At 59.4% G+C, this 16,264-nt stretch carries 13 protein-coding genes and 1 pseudogene; 7 read left to right on the top strand and 7 right to left on the bottom strand.

Features of this window, described 5'->3' with window-relative positions; translation table 11 throughout:
• The first annotated feature begins 721 nt into the window (after window positions 1–721).
• A complete protein-coding gene (locus ACM5SV_RS22380) occupies window positions 722–1,429 on the top strand; it encodes a hypothetical protein (protein WP_419425400.1) in 708 nt (235 codons plus the stop codon).
• Here ACM5SV_RS22380 and ACM5SV_RS22385 read toward each other — a convergent pair.
• Both ACM5SV_RS22385 and ACM5SV_RS22390 read right to left on the bottom strand, forming a co-directional pair.
• Entirely contained in the window at window positions 1,398–3,563 is a 2,166-nt protein-coding gene (locus tag ACM5SV_RS22385; RefSeq protein ID WP_419425401.1) for a DNA cytosine methyltransferase, read from the bottom strand. The two genes, ACM5SV_RS22380 and ACM5SV_RS22385, sit on opposite strands and share 32 nt — an antisense overlap.
• Window positions 3,564–3,937: 374 nt before the next feature.
• Complete coding sequence (locus ACM5SV_RS22390) at window positions 3,938–4,501, bottom strand: type II toxin-antitoxin system VapC family toxin (protein ID WP_245458201.1); 564 nt, start codon at window positions 4,499–4,501, stop codon at window positions 3,938–3,940.
• A gap of 107 nt (window positions 4,502–4,608) precedes the next feature.
• On the opposite strand from ACM5SV_RS22390, the gene ACM5SV_RS22395 reads away from it, so the two are divergent.
• The 3 genes from ACM5SV_RS22395 (at window position 4,609) to ACM5SV_RS22405 (ending at window position 7,586) form a co-directional block, all read left to right on the top strand.
• On the top strand, window positions 4,609–4,800 hold the full coding sequence (locus tag ACM5SV_RS22395) for a hypothetical protein (RefSeq protein WP_128408362.1): 192 nt from the start codon (window positions 4,609–4,611) through the stop codon (window positions 4,798–4,800).
• Between the two features lie 268 nt (window positions 4,801–5,068).
• Window positions 5,069–5,695, top strand: a complete 627-nt coding sequence (locus ACM5SV_RS22400) for a hypothetical protein (RefSeq protein ID WP_280817709.1) — start codon at window positions 5,069–5,071, stop codon at window positions 5,693–5,695.
• 10 nt (window positions 5,696–5,705) lie between these two features.
• A complete protein-coding gene (locus ACM5SV_RS22405; protein WP_128408364.1) occupies window positions 5,706–7,586 on the top strand; it encodes an AAA family ATPase in 1,881 nt (626 codons plus the stop codon).
• Window positions 7,587–7,700: 114 nt separating this feature from the next.
• Here ACM5SV_RS22405 and ACM5SV_RS22410 read toward each other — a convergent pair whose 3' ends face one another.
• From ACM5SV_RS22410 to ACM5SV_RS22420, 3 genes are all read right to left on the bottom strand, one after another.
• Window positions 7,701–9,590, bottom strand: coding sequence for a DNA cytosine methyltransferase (locus ACM5SV_RS22410; protein ID WP_419425402.1), 1,890 nt, complete (start codon window positions 9,588–9,590; stop codon window positions 7,701–7,703).
• Window positions 9,591–9,759: 169 nt separating this feature from the next.
• Window positions 9,760–9,966 carry a hypothetical protein gene (locus ACM5SV_RS22415; protein WP_419425403.1) on the bottom strand — a complete coding sequence of 69 codons (207 nt, stop codon included), beginning with the start codon at window positions 9,964–9,966 and terminating at the stop codon, window positions 9,760–9,762.
• 887 nt (window positions 9,967–10,853) lie between these two features.
• On the bottom strand, window positions 10,854–11,216 hold the full coding sequence (locus tag ACM5SV_RS22420) for a hypothetical protein (RefSeq protein ID WP_419425404.1): 363 nt from the start codon (window positions 11,214–11,216) through the stop codon (window positions 10,854–10,856).
• 119 nt (window positions 11,217–11,335) lie between these two features.
• On the opposite strand from ACM5SV_RS22420, the gene ACM5SV_RS22425 reads away from it, so the two are divergent.
• The gene (locus ACM5SV_RS22425) at window positions 11,336–11,473 is read left to right on the top strand and encodes a hypothetical protein (protein WP_245458209.1); all 138 of its coding nucleotides are present in this window, start codon (window positions 11,336–11,338) and stop codon (window positions 11,471–11,473) included.
• A gap of 74 nt (window positions 11,474–11,547) precedes the next feature.
• Here the strand turns inward: ACM5SV_RS22425 and ACM5SV_RS22430 are convergent.
• Window positions 11,548–11,694: pseudogene (locus ACM5SV_RS22430) on the bottom strand (SOS response-associated peptidase); the annotation flags it as partial.
• Complete coding sequence (locus ACM5SV_RS22435; protein WP_419425405.1) at window positions 11,682–12,041, bottom strand: hypothetical protein; 360 nt, start codon at window positions 12,039–12,041, stop codon at window positions 11,682–11,684. The pseudogene ACM5SV_RS22430 and the gene ACM5SV_RS22435, both read right to left, overlap by 13 nt.
• A gap of 54 nt (window positions 12,042–12,095) precedes the next feature.
• On the opposite strand from ACM5SV_RS22435, the gene ACM5SV_RS22440 reads away from it, so the two are divergent.
• A complete protein-coding gene (locus tag ACM5SV_RS22440) occupies window positions 12,096–13,064 on the top strand; it encodes an SDR family NAD(P)-dependent oxidoreductase (protein WP_128408489.1) in 969 nt (322 codons plus the stop codon).
• 220 nt (window positions 13,065–13,284) lie between these two features.
• Window positions 13,285–16,152, top strand: coding sequence for an ATP-binding protein (locus tag ACM5SV_RS22445; RefSeq protein WP_419425406.1), 2,868 nt, complete (start codon window positions 13,285–13,287; stop codon window positions 16,150–16,152).
• Window positions 16,153–16,264 lie beyond the last annotated feature (112 nt).

Below are 16,264 nucleotides of genomic sequence, written 5' to 3' on the forward strand. Positions count from 1 at the left end.
TTGGTGGGGATGTGGCAGAAGGGGAGGAGTGGACCTACCTGGGGCGGGCCGAAGCGATATCGCTTTCGTTCGTCGACCAGGCATACGCGCAAGGGGATGCTATGCCCTTAGCGGGAAGCACGCATGGGAGCTGATCCCTGGCCACTTTCGAGGCGCGGGGCTGCAGATGCGTCCGGGGCGAAGGGGCATCGAGAACGTTCGGCACTGGCAGCGGCATCGGTCATCTCCAATTCACTTCCGCTCGTATAAAGGGCATACGAAAACGGGTCAGCATCGATGTTCGAGCGGATTCTTGCGGAAGGTTTTTTGCAGATTAGCGCTTGCTAACGGATGGAGTATCCGGGGACGATGCCGCGCAAAAATCGCCGCAGCCGCAGGATGGTTCCTGTGGAGACGAAGCTTAGAGTATTCGAATAATGAGAACTCTTAAGTTAAGCATCGCGGCTTCCAATACTGATGCGGACGTACCTGCAATTTAGCTAGCTTCATGATCGCTATTTGTCTAATTATTTATTTAAGGGTGCCGCGATTGATATTGTATACATCGTGTGTATAATTCCGCGCGCGCGAACTATTCATCTATAACCTCGATGTAGTGCGCGATTATTGTCAACTATTACTATAGATCGCCGCCCTTCCGATTGTCCATCGGCAAGGACTGGACGTTTGTCGCTTGCAACGCGGCGTCCGAATCCTTGGTGACAGCACAACGGAGGACATCATGGCGAACGCCGGCAGAAATTTGGAAACTGAAATCGCAGAACACCTTGCGCCAGTCCTCGCCGACATGGATCTGGAGATTGCATTCACAAGGGAGAGCAAAACTCGCGCGGTCATAGATTTCGCACCGCTCGAAAAGGATGGGTGGCTCTCACCTGTCAAGATCATCTTCGATGAGGTCCAGGGCAGGGAGCTGGCATGGGATCAAGCGCATCTCAGAATCAACAACTGGGGATGCCGAAAACTTGGCGAGACCGGGTGGGTGTCCTGGAAGTGTTTCCACACCGCCCGCCACGAGATCAAGGGCGAGGGCCAGCAGGCGTTGGACTGGCTCAAATTCGTGATCGAGTACAACGGGCTCGTTCCCGGCAAATCGCTCGGGCCGAAGTGCGTCGTGAATTCAAACTTCGGCGATTTGTATTTCCGTGCGGCCATGCTGTTCCCGGAACTGGAGATCAAGCAGTCCAATGTCACAAAGTCGCCCCATCCGTTCGAGTACTTCGTCTTGAAGGACAGTCGCGACCGGGAGATCCAGATCGGGATGCGAAAAGGTGAGCAGAGGGCGACCGTCTATATCAACGGAGCGTTCCAGACAGAATTCTGCCAGTGGGAGCACGACCGCTTCAACGAGATCGTCAGAGACTTGAGCAAGGTCCAGCCCAGGGGACAGGCGCCTCTCAGGGGTCGGGCATTTGGCCAGTGGCCTTGAGCGCGTCCCATCGGTTGGCCTCCACGGATTCTTCCCGCTCTTCCCGTTCGAGCTGCATGAGATAGGCCCATTTTTCGTAGACGCGGGGTATCTCCTTCCTGATAGCCCCGCGCTTCTTGTGATTGCGTTCCACATCGGCCAGTTTTGCGCCGAGTATGACCCGCGTAGCCTGATCGTGAATCCACGCTGAAGGCGTGTCGCGATCTCCCGGCCAGCGGCGGCGCGGTCCGTTTAGCCTGGGCCGGAGCTCCCCGAGGCCGATGCGCGACAATTCGATGATCGGCTCAACGACCGCTTGGTCGAGATTCACGGTTTCACCGCTGAGCACCGCACGGATTGACAGAGCCACAACCTTCGCCATCACGGGCGGAAGCGCATCCGCAATCATATCGATAATCCCCGTTTTTTCCGCGAGGAATTTCCATCCGGGCGGGAATCCCTGTGCTGCCGCCAGGATTTCCAAAGTGATGAACGGCTTGAACTCCGTGTTGCGAAGATCATCGGAGCCAACCTTCGGTGGTTCACGGATATCGGAAGGATTGAAACCGGCATCGAGCCAAGGCTGCATCCAATCTTTCCTCTTTTCTATTCCTCGGAAAATGCTTGGCAGCATCTTACCCCTGTGTACCTGGGCCCAGTTGCGCGCCCACATATCGTAGACACGCTGAGGGGTTCCCAGCTCAACCTGCATGCTGAGCGGTGGAGGTGTCTGATGCGGCGCGATCGAAGATTGCAACGCTTTGACCACGTCCCGGACAACTGGGGTCACCATTCGCGGATCCGGAAGCACCCCTGCGACGTCGTTGCGGATCCCGACGATGAATCCATGTTCGCGCGAATGAGGAATGCCGAAGTTGATGGTATCCAATGCGAATTCGTGTACTCGGTAGCCCGCTTCCTTGACCTCTGTAAGAAGTGCCGCGATGGCCTCCTCGCCGCCTGTTTGCCTTTGGCCTAGGTCGAACTGGACCATGACGCCGCGTGGGAGAATCCCCTTCAACGCGCGAAGCACCTGAGGAACCGAAGCATCCTTCGGAACGCTTTCCTCCCCCGGTGGGAACGGAAGGCCGGCGACAAGCAGATCAATCTCGGCGCGCTCTTGCGGATTCACATATGAGATCTTGGCAATGTCTTTGTTCACGACATTCCACGTCGGCCAGTTGCGCTTGAGTGTCTGGGCGCGGATCGGGCTCTTCTCGATCAGCGCCGCATGCTCGAATCCTGCGCTCATGAGACCTATCGAGGTTCCACCGGCGCCCGCGAACAGCTCGAGAACCTTGAGACGCCGCGTGGGCTTGATCGAACCTGGCTCGGGCGCCGCGCCGGGGACGAGAAAGTCCAGGGCATCCCGAAGTTCCGTCGACCAGACAGGTATCGGCACGGCATCAAAGCCGAATCCGCCGTTGTGGGAGAAGGCCCCGTCGGCAAGGCGGCGTACAGCCAGCGCGGCATTGGCCAGATCCGTACTATCAGGTGAGCCGCCGTCGAAAGGCAGCTCGCCAAAAAGGCCGTCGATGATCGGAAGGATTCGACCAGCAAGATCGACGATAGAATTGAAAGCTTCGCCGTATCCATCGCTCTCCGGGCGCAGTAACGCATCTTCGTCCTCGGGGTGGGGACAATAGCGTAGCACGAAGCGGTCAAGACGCGCCTGAAGATCGCCCGCCAGTCCCTCGAGGTGAGAAAGACGGTCTGCCATCAAGGACTCGAGGTATCTCGACCGGGCCTTTTCGGAGCGCTCCCATTCCGTCTCTGACTCTTGCGACATGCGCTGCGAGATCTGCTCGAGATCGAATGCATCGAGTCGCTTGTTGTGCTTGAGAACATGGAGCGCTCGCTCCTGCACTTCCTCAGAAGCCCGCGACAGGATGGTCAATGCGGCGGGCGAGATCGTTGCGTCGTTGAGGACGTCGGGAATTTCCTGCATCAGACCCGCCACGAATCCCAATGTCTGGAGATCCTTTGGTGACATCGTAGCCCTTGAGCCCACCAAGGATTCAATCTCGTCGGCTGAACCCATTTCGCGTATCTCACGCATGACATTTGCGGCAGCGAAATAATGCCCCGAAATCTGTTTCATCAGATCCTTAAGCTGCAATGCTGCGTGGGTTAGGTGGTGATCGGCCCGGCTCATGAAGGGTGGTTGTCCTGTTGGTGTCTATCGCAATGCGTGCAACGAGCCCTACCAGCCAGGCGTTGCACTTTCTAAAACGAAGACGGTAAACGGTCGGGAAACCAGGGCATCCTGAGCCGGGATTCGACTCGCTGAAACTTCGCGGTACCAACCGCGACGCCTAGCTTTACGGCGCGCCGCAAAGGCTCGGAGGTCCTCGTCAGATGCCTGGGAATACGAGCCGCAATGTCTCCGGAGAAGCTCCATTATCCAGCAGTTCGCTATCGAGCTGGAGCAGTTCGCCGAGCGCATTGAGAAAGCGCGTATCGTTGAGAGTGACGGGAAACGTCCCAGGAATGGCCTGGCGTTCCTTAGTAGCCCGTGGGTGCTGGCACTCAAAGCGTCGGCAGCTTCAGCTCCATCGGGTCCAGTGATGTGCGGTCGAACGGCGGGAGTGGTACCTCGAACGGCGGCCCGACGCACCACCGCTCCGAGAAGGGATCATAGACACCGGGAAGTGGAAACCGCTCCGTGATCTTAAGAAAGTCCTCAACGTTGTTGGTAATGATCGGCACCCGGTAGAAGATGGACACCGCGGAGATCATCAGGTCGTGTCCGAGCCTGTTGTGCTTTTCCTTGCGCTGTACAGTCCACATGTGCCGAAGCGCGGGCACCGTTGTCATCCGGGCATAGATCGAGGCGATCTCCGGGGTCATTGCCATCAAGGGAAAACTCGTGTTCAGAATCTGATCAACCCAATTGACGATGGCCTGGGCTTTTTCAGGATTTTCGGGCTCTTTGAGATGGGCTCCCCTCAGTAGCTCTGTTATGACAGGGAAGCAGATTCCTAGGCGCTCGATTCCTATCTGAAGCAGCCAGGGACGCAGTCCAGCGGGCGATCGCTGCTTGCCCATGAGGCTGACGATGTTTGTATCTAGTAAAAGTACAGTTTTCTCCACGGCATTTCCTGTGGGCTGCTGCGGTTGTACGAATATTATCAACACATTGCCCCCCTTCGGTTGTATGGTGGGAGGCTAGGCCTTAGCTGACCCATGGAGGATCGTTTATGAAGCAACAAACTGCATGGCTCAGAAACGACGCCGAAGCACGTGTCCGAGAGCTTTTCGACGCCGCGAAGGCCGCGGGGCCACAAGAGGTGAGGGATACGGACGGAACCTTCAGCCTTACTTTCATCCCGGTAAAGGGAACACTCGAAGATCTCTTCTCCAAGCCAGGCCCCATTCCCGATGATGAGTGAACGCAACGTTAGCCGGTGACCGGGTTTTTGTACAAGTGCGAGTTGGGTGCCGGTGGCCTTAAAAATCCAGATCCTATGGCCGCAATATGTGGCGGCGCAGAGCCAGCGGCTGATGCCCGTTTAAAAGTGGTTGACGTCCGAAATTTCGTTCTCTAATTGTTCGCTTATGAGCAACTTCACCGCCCTCACTTTCCGAATACGAATAGGTTGACCGGACCGGGACGGATCCCGGTGCCGCCACCACATCATATTCATCGGAGGGTAGGTCATGACGACCTCAACTGCTCATGTCGCAGGCGATGACGCTTGCGATCTCCGCAATGCTTACAAACCTCGTTTCCCGCTCAACGCCGTCAAATGTATCGGTCGCGCACTGTTTAGATCGCAGCAGGCGAGCGACTATGCCTGCCTACTCGATCTCGATCCAGAAGTGGTCTCCTGGCGTTGCGTAACAACGCCAGTCACCAACGAGTCCACTGCTCGCAAGCCCCGCCATCACTTCATCGACTTCGCAGTCGAGACGGCGCAAGAGGCGTTGCTCGTGGATGTATGGCGCGGAAAGCCAGACATCATCACCTGGCTTCCCAGCGTCGCCTCCCGGAAGGGCTATCGCTACCAAGCGATTGCCATGTGTGACGTGGATCCCATCCGCCTTCAGAACGCGCGTGACCTCGTCAGATACGCGGATCGTGAGGTCACTCTCGGCGACCGCATCCGAATTCTGGCCGGCCTCGACGAGATGGGATCGCTCTCACTCGCCGAATGCCTCTCCGCGGTCCGGGAGGGAACAGCAATGGGGTCTGTCGCCAGCATGATCCTGCGTGGCCTGATCGAGGTCGACCTGGACGAGAAACTGCTTGGTCCGGACACGATCGTCCGCCGCGCTCGTTCGTAGGAGTTCAGTGATGAAATCGGCAAAACCTGATGAGCGGAAGATTTCGCTCGAACTGACTACCTATGCCAATTCTCTGCGCATCGCGTTGAGGCGGTGCGGAATTTTTCTGAAGGGCGATAAGGCCGTAGGCTTGCTACTGCCGCCTGAAGCGGACCTCGAGACTTACCAGCGGGCTGTCAAATCGATCCTGGTTGGCGGCGGGATCTTCCACTACGCCGTCCCACTGGTGCGCGTCAGCGCTTACAAGCGGGAGACGGACGCGGACGACGCAGTCAAGACCGTCTCGCTGAGCAACGCAGTTATTGTCGTGATCGCGCACGGTGCCGATCTGCCCCCAGAACTCTCGGTCTCACTGGATCGTCTCGAGCAGGTGACCGCGGTCAAGCCGTATCATCTGATCGCTGCGGCAAGAACGGTGCTCGATGCGGTAATCACGCGGGAGCAGGCCACTGCGCTGTTCGCGTATCCTCTGCCATTGATGTTCGCCGCTTTGAGGCGATCACGCCCGATCGAGGTCACCCTGGAGAAGCTGGCAGCTTCGAGGGATCTAGCGGTGGTGCCGGAGGTGAAGCGTGCGGTTGCGTGGGAGCCGCGGATCGAACAGCTTGCAGGCTATGGGAAGGCCACGGATTGGGCGCTAGACCTCGTCGAGGATATCGCCGCATGGAGACAGGGAGGCGTCGAGTGGCGCGACGTGGACGCGGGATTGCTGCTGAGCGGTCCGCCAGGCTGTGGCAAGACCCTGTTCGCGAGCGCGGTAGCCAGATCGTGTGAAGCTTCTTTCTTCGCGGCATCGAGCGCGGTCTGGCAATCCCACGGTCACCTCGGCGATATGTTGCTGGCGATGCGGAAGTCATTCAAGGATGCGATTGCTGCCGCGCCAGCGATTCTACTCATCGACGAATTCGATTCCTTTGGTTCTCGCAAGAACCTTCGAGGAGACAGTGCGGCTTATGGCCTTCAAGTCATCAATGCACTTCTCGAACAACTTGACGGTGCTGCGGGGCGCGAAGGCGTCGTCGTGATCGCGGCCACCAACAGGCCGGACGATATCGACGAAGCGCTCCGCAGGCCGGGTCGTCTGGATCGCCACATTGCGGTGGAGATGCCCGATCAGGAAGCACGTGAGCAGATCCTGTCGGCGCATGTCGGCGTGGCGTTGCCGCAGGACGAACTGAAAACGATCGCGGTGGCAACCAGTGGCTATTCCGGGGCTGCTCTGCGGCAGCTTACCCGTGATGCGCGACGGATCGCTAGAAAAGCCAGGAGGCCAGTGTGCGGTTCCGACTTCATGTCGATCGTGCCACCCGTTGCCGCTCTCACCCAGAAGGAGCGATGGGCGGTGTGCGTGCATGAAGCTGGACACGCGCTCGTTGGGCTCGCGCTCGGTATCGGTGATATCGAGGCTATCGTCGTCGCCCGTCAGGCCGGACATCGGGACGACAGCGTCGGCCACGTCGAATGGCGCAGACCGGTCGTGCTCAATCGGGCGCTTCGGGTCTATAGGGACGAGATTGCGATGCTGCTCGGTGGCAAAGCTGCGGAGAAGGCAGTCCTGAACGAAATGTACGTTGGCTCCGGGGGCGTTGAGGGATCCGACCTTCATCGGGCAGTGGACATTGCGACAATTTTAATTGCCGGCCACGGTGTTCAGGGGCTTGGATACACCGACGTCTCCCGTTCACGAGACCTCGACCAGCTTCGACGAGCTGACCCTATCCTGCGAAGGCGGGTGGAGCGTCTGCTCGCGGAGGAGCTGGCGCGGGCGGAGGAGATCGTCAAGGAGCGCGGGGCGGATGTCATGCGCATCGCGGAAGCGCTCATGGAACACGAGGTGTTGCCGGGCGAGGTGGTCAACAAGGTAATCCTAGGGCGAAATGCTCCGCCCTAGAACTAGCACCTGCACTTGGCTCTAGTCGCGAAAGGCGTGGTCACACACTCGCGAGCGACGATTTCGCCACAGTATGAGCCAAGGCGGACTGGGAACGTCGCGGGCTTAGCTCAATCAGCTACTCAACTCGGTTTCGCGCGATATGATTTCTTCGGGCTCCAATGGAGGCGCTGCAACGAACTTCCGTTTCGTGGGAGTTTCCGGCCAGAGCATCGCCTCCCAATCCCAAGTCACGTCCTTGAGGGCCCTGTGGATAGCAAGGCCAAGCGCCTGCGCCATGCGCGGCGGCACCGCATTGCCAATCTGATCTACGGTCGCTTGCTTGCCCCCGACGAATTCCCAGTCGTCCTGAAAGTCTTGTAGCCGGGCACGCATTCTTGCCGTCAATGCGGGCATGAAGCCCGGCTTCGATGCCTGCGCCATGGTAGGAGCCTCGTCTGGGAGGCCAGCGATATCGACACGCTTGGAGCCCCAGCGGGCAGCCTCCTTGGCACGCGGCTTGCCGCGGCGCGTGACAACGGTAGACGCTACGTCGTTGGCCTCCCGCCGCTCTCTGGCCCATTCGTTGGCTCCTTCCCAACCGTTTGCCACCATCAGATCAACGAGGACGTCGCCGATGTTGGCACTCCGCTGTGGGAATTTCGGCGGCATTCGGAATCCTCGTGCGAGATCCTTGCGGATCCCGATGAACAGGACACGGCTTCGTTCCTGAGCCAGCCCATAGTCTCTTGCCTGGATGCGATGAATATCGACCTCGTAGCCGGCACGCTTGAAGCCACGGAGGATGTCGGCGACATGGTCCGAGTGGCGCGCCTGTAGCAGGCCATCGACATTCTCGAACAGAAACGCCTTCGGTTTGATCTCATCAACGATGCGAACGCATTCCGGGAGCAGGTCGCGCGGGTCTTCCTTACCGAGACCGTACCCGTCGGACGAATACGGCTGGCAGGGAGGGCCCCCGCTCACGAGGTCGATTTCAAGCTGGCGGTAAAGCCTGAAATCCATTGTCCGCACGTCCTCTCGGATGACCGTCCAATCACGGCGGTTGCGGCGGAGCGTGGCGGCAGCATGATTGTCGTATTCGACGAGGGCAACGTGCTCGAAGCCAGCGCGTTCAAGACCTAGCGACATCCCGCCGGCTCCCGCGCAGATCTCGACGACCGTCAGGCGCTCGGCACCTGCAGGTAGTCCTCGAAGGTTCGCCCTATCGTCCTTGTGCCCGGGCAACGCTCGCCCCGTCAGGGCATTGAGTGACTGCAGCCACGGATGCGCCCTGTCGGGATCGAGCTCGCCGACGCCGCCTGCAAAGGGCAGGGTGCCTTCCTCGAGATGCATCAGGGCGCGGTACGCCACCGATAGCTCGTATGCCGCTGAATGAGGTTTAAGATCCTCAGGAGCACGATGATCCGGGCCGAACAGATCTTCGAACCCAGTCCGCAGCTCACCGGCCTCGTGGCGGACGTCGTCGGCCGCGAGTTCAGCAGCGTCTCGCTGATCGATGATGCTTGATACGAAGTGATGGAGCCGATCGAGGAAGGTGGTCGAGGAATCCTGGACTCGCTTGCGCGCTGCCGCCGACGCGATCTTCCGCCCCTGGCCGGCCATCACTGCCTCAGGTGTCAGCTTCGCCTCGCGCAAACGCCTCCGAATGGTCGAAATACCTTTGAGATCGATCCTCGCGCCGATTTCCATTCTCTCGAGCACTTCTGACCTAGTCTCTTCGTCCGCACCAACCAGCGCCTTCAACACTGGGAACGAAACCCGGTGCTTCTCGAGCAGCTCCTCTCGGCCACGCAATGTGCTGCTGAAGCGCACATAGGTAGATAACTCGGATGCCGGCATGTTGCAGGTGACGCGCAAGAATTCGCGAGCTTCGCGTTCCGTCGTCTCCTTGGTGAGCTTCTCGACCTCCGCGGCCATTTCGAGGATTCGTGCCGCCATCTGCTTTTGGAGCGCGATGATCCGCTGCTTTGCAGCCGATAGTGCCTCTGCCTTCGAATTCATGGTACCCCGCAACGCTTACCTCGACCTGCAGATGTCTCGTACCGGCACAGATGTCAAAGGCGCGGGAAGGCATTCGTTCAAATGCGTTTGATTCGCGGATTCGGTCTCTGTCCGAGATTCCGCGGCTGCTCAATTTCGTCTATGCGAGAGGAGGGGCTGGTTGGATCGCCTAGCCGAGATTGACATATCGCAGATCGATGGAGCCCATTCCGTCGGCGAGCAGCCCATCCGGGCGACCTACGTGCCAGCCACCTTGCTCGAGGACGGTGAATGTCAACTGGTCGTTGTTGCGTAGGACGCGATATCTTCCAGCCTCAATGGGAATGACCACGCCGGAATCTTCGTCGACTAGATAAATGCAATCCATCATTTGCATGGAGATCCCCTCTCTGACTGATCAAGCGTGACCTGGGATCGGGACGGACGCAAGCACTTCAAACCCCGGGGTGCTTGCATCAACTCCCGGACCTGCGAGCGCAGCGTTCAACAGATTTGCCAATCGAGTGGCTGCTAGAGACACCTACTGCTCGGACACGCTTCTCGCATTTGTCTCGTAGTCTCTGGTTAGCTCCGGCTTGGCGGTTGCCATCGACGTCGTCCGATTTGCCCTTGTGTTCGGCAGGTAGTAGAACGATCTGAAGATCGGGAGGCTGGCATGTCAGACAATGGATCGAACGATTCGCCCAAGGTCGACGCCGTCGGCTCAAGCGGCGAAACCCGGCCAACGAGTGAAACGGTGGGCGAAGCGCTCTTGAAGGTCGGGTTCAAACCGTCGAAGAGTGGGCGCAAAATCGTGGGACAAGGAAAACGCCGGGAAACCTTGAGAAAATTTTCGAAGGATTCGCACAAGTAGGTGCGGTCTCGGATGTCCGGGTCGGCGTTTCGTCCACCCTTGTCATTGGACCTGATTGAAACAGTGGAACGGCAGCTCAGCCACGAGATGTCTCTCGGAGTCCGTCCCTGCGCGGGCACGGCATCGCTCATCGGCTCCTCCGCGAAGCCCAGCATGTCCTTGGTCGGCCGGGACTGCTCGTCATGGTGAAGGCACACCCCGACGATTTCGGCGAAGGTGCCAATGAGAAGGTCGGCGCCTACTATCAATCAGACAAGCAATTGCGACTCCGCCAGGTCTCGCAGAAACATGAGGGTGGCTGGTCGCTGCGTGGCAGGACGCTGTCGTCAACGAGAAGGACGAGCGCTTTCTGGAGCTGGACGTCAAGGAAACGCCTGCAGTCGATGAGAGCGACTAGGGGCTTCGCGTTCTTATCGACCGAACAACCAACCGAGCAGGCCGCGACGCTTCGGAGGCAAGGGCTGCGGGTCTGGCCGGCTCTCGACTCTGGTTTTTGAGCTGAGTTCTCCGAACAGCAAATCCATGCGTTCGGCATCCTCCCGCTCCTTGTCGGCGTCGATCCGCTTGAGATCGGCGGCAAGCATGTCCGCATACAGTACAGGCGCCGTGCTATGCGCCGACGGCTCGCCCCACAACTCCCGCATCCATTTTCCATCGGTGGCTCCAAGGAGAAGGAGCTGGTCGAAACCGACGCGGTCATACGAGAGGTCGAGACCGGCGACGCGGGCATTTGGAACACGCTGGATGATGCCGTATCCGGCATAGCTCGCCATCGCCGCCAGGTGTGCAGCTCTCGGAGTAGATCCTCGTATCCCACCTTCTCCTTGCGCGCCGTCCGGATCTTCGTACGAAGAGCGATCGCCATCTCGCGCCATGCTGCGCGCGGGGGCAGGTGTCGACGAGCCATGGCATAACGCTGATCGGGATGGTCCTCGATGCGGTCGAGGGCGTGCGACCAGAACTCGCCGTTCTCGGGCGCCGGGCCTGGAGCCTGCGTTATGATGGTGCCGTCAGGTTCTTCCCGGGTTGAGAAATCCCAAATGGCGCGGTCGAGCGCGCGAGCCTCTTCGTTGGTTGTCGTATCGATCCACAGGATCTGTACTGTCACAGCAAGCTTGCCTGAATGGGATCGCCTTCTTTCGAGATGATGCTGGATCCGTAGGGCTCTCGCGACGTGATCATGATTGCATCGTCCGGCGCCGGGCGCGCGAGATGCTGGGCTTCTTCCCAGGGCGCGTTCAGCCAGACATCCAGACGACCCACCCGAACAATGTCGCTAAGCCGATCCACGAGAAAGGAATGCCCGTTCTGCTCATGAACAAGGAGGAGACGAGCGCAACGTAGCCGGTCGGTTCGAAGGTGCCAACACCGCCGATCTGGAAAGTGGATGCAGCCGCTCCTATGTCATCTTCTATCTTCGGCCAGCCATCTGTCTCGCATGCGCGTTTCAGACGTGATCCTTGTCCACCTCCCTGTCGAGATTCCAGATGCCAGCTCGCTTCCAGTCGATCGGGCGATGCAATCTGGCGCATCGTGTTGCCTGCCCTTCGGTGGTTTGATAGTTTGGCGGCCTGCAAGGCAAGGTACATCTCAGACATCGCCCTGATCCTCGAGTGCCGATCATAGCGACGATCAAAATTCTTGGGGGCAGATTGCAAGTAGTTCAAGAACCGCTGCTGACCGGATTCGGGTCCGCCGTGTCGGCTATGGAGGTAGTGCGCGACGCGGACCTAACGGGACGGGTTGCGGTAGTGACTGGCGGTTCGTCCGGTCTCGGGCTTGAGACGGTCCGCGCACTGGCATCGTCCGGGGCGCGCGTACATGTTCCCGCTCTCGACCCTGTCGCCGCCCGCGCGGCGTTGAGCGGGATCGATAGGGTTGATGTGTGGCCCCTTGATCTTGCGGATGAGGCATCAGTTAAAGCCTTCGCTGACGCTTTCCTCGACCGTCAGGGTCGGCTCGACATTCTCGTTCTCAACGCGGGCATAATGGCGCAGCCGCTTTTCCGTGATCCGCGTGGCCGTGAGGGCCATTTCTCAACCAATTTCCTGGGACATTATCAGCTCACAGCGCTGCTGTGGCCAGCGTTGGTGGCAGCCGGAACATCGCGAGTAGTCGTCATGTCCTCTCGGGGACACCAGATATCCGATGTCGATTTCGAGGATATCGATTTCGTTCGCCGTCCCTACGATAAGTGGATGGCTTACGGCCAATCCAAGACCGCGAACGCCCTCTTCGCGGTGGCGCTTGACAGGCGCGGCCGCGCAAATGGAGTTCGTGCATTTTCTGTTCATCCGGGGATGATCGTCACATCCGGAGTCCGTCATCTATCCCGATCCGAGTTCGACGCTGTCGGCGCGCTCGAGCCAGACGGGACTCCTGTGATCAATCCGGCTGGGGACAAGAAAACTCCCGAGCAAGGGGCGGCTACGACGGTCTGGTGCGCAACTTCCCCGGCATTGAATTCATTAGGAGGGGTATATTGCGAGAACTGCGACATCGCTTCCGTCGAGACCGAAAGGCCCGTCGGGGTGCGCCCTTATGCGATTGACCCGGAGAGGGCCGAATGTTTGTGGCGCACGAGCGCGATGTTGACGGGTTTGGATATTGCAGTAATCTGAAGCACCAATGTTGTCTCTTACGGTGCCTTTCGGCGCTTAACGACAGTTCGGCATGTACTGATCGCACTAGAAGAAGATATGACGGCCCGCTAATTAGTTGCCATACTTTCTCGATTCAGGATTTTATTGCGTTGTCATTCTCCGACCCGACAGGATCGATTATGATGCGCCGCGTTACTCCCTCCGAGCTCACACCGCTTAGCTAACAGGGCCGATCAGGATGGAAGGGCAGGCATTACCTAATGCAACCGCGGCGCCGGATGTTGCGACATCGTTCGGCGAATTCCGGCTGTACCCGGGGCGATACCTCCTTTTCAAAGACCAAGAGCCGGTCGCAATCGGCTCGCGGGCCCTCGACATCCTCATCGCGCTGACGGAGCGGCCCGGCGAGCTCCTGACGAAGGACGAACTGATCGCGCGCGCCTGGCCAAACACGATAGTCGAGGAATCGAATCTCAGAGCGCAGATCGCCGTGCTTCGGAAGGCGCTCAGCGAAGACCGATCCGCCGCGCGCTACATTGCGGCCGTCCCTTCGCGGGGCTATCGGTTCATCGCGCCGCTTTCCCGTTTGGAACTCGCGAACGGGCCTGCCGAGGATGCAGCGCCGAACAATCTTCCAAGGCAACTGACACGACCGATCGGCAGGGAGGAGGCGATCGAGATCCTTGAAGGACGCATTCAACGGTCTCGTCTGGTCTCCGTTGTCGGTCCGGGTGGCATCGGAAAGACAACGGTCGGCATCCGCGTGGCGGAAAAACTATCTTCATCGTACGAACATGGCGTGTGCTTTATGGATCTGGCACCGCTCCCGCATCCTTCGTCGCTTCCGTCCGTGCTGGCGTCACAGCTTCGGCTCCCGGAGATCACGGGCGATACCGTTTCCCTGTTGACCGCGCACCTCCGTGGCAAGCGTATGCTTCTGGTATTCGACAGTTGCGAACTCGTTCTCGACGCCGCCGCGGGACTGGCGGAGACCCTGCTCCGTGAGGCGCCGGGCATCAGCATTTTGGCTACCAGCCGAGAAGCCTTGCGGGTGGAGGGGGAGAGCGTCTACAGGCTTCCGGCGCTCGATATGCCCCCGCTTGGCTCGGGGCTCACGGCGGCCGATGCTTTGGCATTTCCGGCTATCCGCCTTTTTGTGGACCGGGCAACATCATCCGGAAGCGAGTATACGTTCGATGACGACGAAGCTCCGATCGTCACCCACATATGCCGTCAGCTCGACGGGATCGCCCTCGCAATTGAGCTCGCTGCGGGTCGGGTCGAGGCATTCGGCACCCGAGGGATAGCGGAGCTTTTGAATGATCGGCTACGATTGCTGACGGGTGGTAGGCGCACCGCTCTTCCACGTCACCAGACGCTGGCTGCCATGATCGACTGGAGCTACGGTGCGCTTTCGCGCGAGGAGCAAGCGGTGTTGCGAGGACTCGCCGTGTTCGCCGGTGAATTCCGCCGCGAGGCAGCCGCAGCCGTCGCTTTCGACCCGCTCGCAAACGAACGCGATGTACCGGGGCAACTCGCGCAGCTCGTGGCGAAGTCCCTTTTAGCTGTTGATACGCACGGCAAGGCGGCACGATACCGATTGCTCGATACGACACGTGCATTCGCTGCAAGCAAATTGCAGGAAGAAGGGGAGGTAAGCCTCGTCGTCCAGCGCCTCGCGAGATACCTGTGCGAGACCCTCGAGCATTCTGCAGAAGAAGTGGAAACCCTGTTAAGCGAGGATTGGCTGCAAAAGTACGGGTCCCAAATCAACAACGTCCGCTACGTCCTCGACTGGGCCTACTCTGACAACGGCGACGCCGATGTAGGCATCGCCGTAACTGTTTCGGCCATTCCCCTCTGGTATCAATTGTCGTTGGTTGATGAGTGCCTGACGTGTGTGCAACGCGCACTGCTTGGCATCGATCCAGGGGAAAGGCGGGACGGGCGCGCCCGTCAGGTCATGCAGCTCTATAGGGCGCTCGGTCTCTCGCAGGCCTTCAAGGTAGGGTTCGCGCCACAGGCTCCTGCAGCGTTTGCAAAGGCCCTGGAGATAGCCGAAGAGCTGGGGGACATCGATGAACAGGCAGAAGCCCTGTGGGGCTTGTGGGTCGCGCAGGTGGGTATGGGCGAGTATCGGGCATCGCGCGATACTGCGGATCGGTTCGTGATGCTTGCTCGAAACGGCCTCGACAGGTTCATCGGCGACCGCATGCAGAGCATGACGCTCTTCTGCATGGGAGATTTCCGGGGTGCCCGTCGCCACGCCGATTTTATGCTGGAGCACGATGTCCCGACCGACATTCCCCCTGGTGGGTCTGTCAGGTTCAGATTCGGACAGTCCGTTTCGGCGCGAATACAGCCCGCTCAACTCCTGTGGATGCAAGGCTTTCCGGATCAGGCCGTGCGCGCCGCCGATGCCGCCGTGGAGGCGGCGCGCACCTCCGGCCACGCAATTTCGCTATGCGAAGCGTTGGCCCGGTGGTCATGTCCGATCCTCGTTCATGTCGGGGACCTCGCGGCGGCTGATTGCGCGATCACGGAACTACTCGATTTGGCCAAACTAAACGGCCTTGGTCCGTGGGAGGTGTTCGGCCGCTGCTGGAAAGCGGCCCTGCTGATCCAGCGGGGACATGCAGAAAGAGGCGTTGCGCTTCTCCGCAGCGGCCTGACGGAACTGCGCCAGGTCAAGCTGTTCAACCTCTACAACGTCAGATTTGTCTGCTTCATGGCCGAGGGCCTCGCCTCGCTCGGCGAGCACGCCCAAGCGCGCGCGCTGTTGGAGGCGGCCATCGCCGCAAGCGAGGACAAGGACGAGCTCTGGTACATTGCGGAGCTCTATCGTCTGAAAGGTGACATCCTTGCGCAATGCGGGCATGGCGACGCAGCCGCGCAGTGCTATCTCCGCTCCATGGAACTGGCACGACATCAGGACGCACTTTCCTTGGAACTGAGAGCGGCCATGAGCCTGTCTCAAGCGTTCATAGCGCGCGGAGACAGAACTGGAGCGCGCGAGTTTCTCACCCCTATCTTTGAACGTTTCAGCGAAGGTCACGATACCGCAGACCTGCGCGCGGCGAAGGCGGTACTGGCCGAGCTGTCCTGACAGAGCCTAGCCGTTCCGCGGGCACCTCCTTGACCGTCACACAAGAATTCACCGCGATTCACTGGCTGGTGACCGTCGTGTTCTGCCATCTTGTGCCCGTCGCCGGATTGTC

This window comes from Rhizobium sp. CRRU65 (assembly GCF_048551595.1).
Classification (GTDB): Bacteria; Pseudomonadota; Alphaproteobacteria; order Rhizobiales; family Rhizobiaceae; genus Rhizobium; species Rhizobium leguminosarum_J.